At 32.9% G+C, this 1,430-nt stretch carries 3 protein-coding genes; all 3 read left to right on the top strand.

What is annotated here, in order from left to right:
* Nucleotides 1–100: 100 nt before the first annotated feature.
* From SD53_RS12380 to SD53_RS12370, 3 genes are read left to right on the top strand one after another with little or no spacing between them, the layout of a single operon-like run.
* Nucleotides 101–361: a DUF1108 family protein gene (locus SD53_RS12380; RefSeq protein ID WP_000291066.1), complete on the top strand. Its 261-nt coding sequence runs from the start codon at nucleotides 101–103 to the stop codon at nucleotides 359–361.
* A gap of 9 nt (nucleotides 362–370) precedes the next feature.
* The gene (locus SD53_RS12375; protein WP_000815403.1) at nucleotides 371–592 is read left to right on the top strand and encodes a DUF2483 family protein; all 222 of its coding nucleotides are present in this window, start codon (nucleotides 371–373) and stop codon (nucleotides 590–592) included.
* Nucleotides 585–1,373, top strand: coding sequence for an ATP-binding protein (locus tag SD53_RS12370; protein WP_000134097.1), 789 nt, complete (start codon nucleotides 585–587; stop codon nucleotides 1,371–1,373). The genes SD53_RS12375 and SD53_RS12370 overlap by 8 nt, the downstream gene beginning before the upstream one ends.
* Nucleotides 1,374–1,430: the final 57 nt, after the last annotated feature.

The following is a 1,430-nucleotide window of genomic DNA, read 5'->3' as shown; positions in this document are numbered from 1 at the left end:
ATAAGATAAAAAAACTGCTACTTGTTGGAGCAAGTAACAGCATCAAGCACTTAAGAAAAATTTCAAGTTAAATATAAAATGAAAAACGGAGGAAGTCAAGATGTATTACGAAATAGGCGATATCATACGCAAAAATATTCATGTTAACGGATTCGATTTTAAGCTATTCATTTTAAAAGGTCATATGGGCATATCAATACAAGTTAAAGATATGAACAACATACCAATTAAACATGCTTATGTCGTAGATGAGAATGACTTAGATATGGCATCAGACTTATTCAACCAAGCAATAGATGAATGGATTGAAGAGAACACAGACGAACAGGACAGACTAATTAACTTAGTCATGAGATGGTAGGAGGTCGCTATGAAGCAGACTGTAACTTATCTAATCAAGCATAAAGATGAAAATCTATTTATTACAAACCGACCAACCGAAGTGAACGATACAGTGAAGTATTCAACTGATATGCGAGACGCAAGAGAATTCGACGGACTAGACAAAACTGTTATTGATATGTCTAAGCACAAAGCAATCAAGAAAACAGTGACAGAAACAATTGAGTATGAGGAGGTAGAACATGACTGAGGAAAAACAAGAACCACAAGAAAAAGTAAGCATACTCAAAAAACTAAAGATAAATAATATCGCTGAGAAAAATAAAAGGAAATTCTATAAATTTGCAGTATACGGAAAAATTGGCTCAGGAAAAACCACGTTTGCTACAAGAGATAAAGACGCTTTCGTCATTGACATTAACGAAGGTGGAACAACGGTTACTGACGAAGGATCAGACGTAGAAATCGAGAACTATCAACACTTTGTTTATGTTGTAAATTTTTTACCTCAAATTTTACAGGAGATGAGAGAAAACGGACAAGAAATCAATGTTGTAGTTATTGAAACTATTCAAAAACTTAGAGATATGACATTGAATGATGTGATGAAAAATAAGTCTAAAAAACCAACGTTTAATGATTGGGGAGAAGTTGCTGAACGAATTGTCAGTATGTACAGATTAATAGGAAAACTTCAAGAAGAATACAAATTCCACTTTGTTATTACAGGTCATGAAGGTATCAACAAAGATAAAGATGATGAAGGTAGCACTATCAACCCTACTATCACTATTGAAGCGCAAGAACAAATTAAAAAAGCTATTACTTCTCAAAGTGATGTGTTAGCTAGGGCAATGATTGAAGAATTTGATGATAACGGAGAAAAGAAAGCTAGATATATTCTAAACGCTGAACCTTCTAATACGTTTGAAACAAAGATTAGACATTCACCTTCAATAACAATTAACAATAAGAAATTTGCAAATCCTAGCATTACGGACGTAGTAGAAGCAATTAGAAATGGAAACTAAAAATTAATTAAAAGGACGGTATTTAATTATGAAAATCACAGGACAAGCGCAATTTAC

It is taken from the genome of Rheinheimera mesophila (assembly GCF_000986865.1).
Lineage (GTDB): Bacteria > Pseudomonadota > Gammaproteobacteria > Enterobacterales > Alteromonadaceae > Pararheinheimera > Pararheinheimera mesophila.
This window is presented reverse-complemented; position numbering and strand designations above follow the sequence as displayed.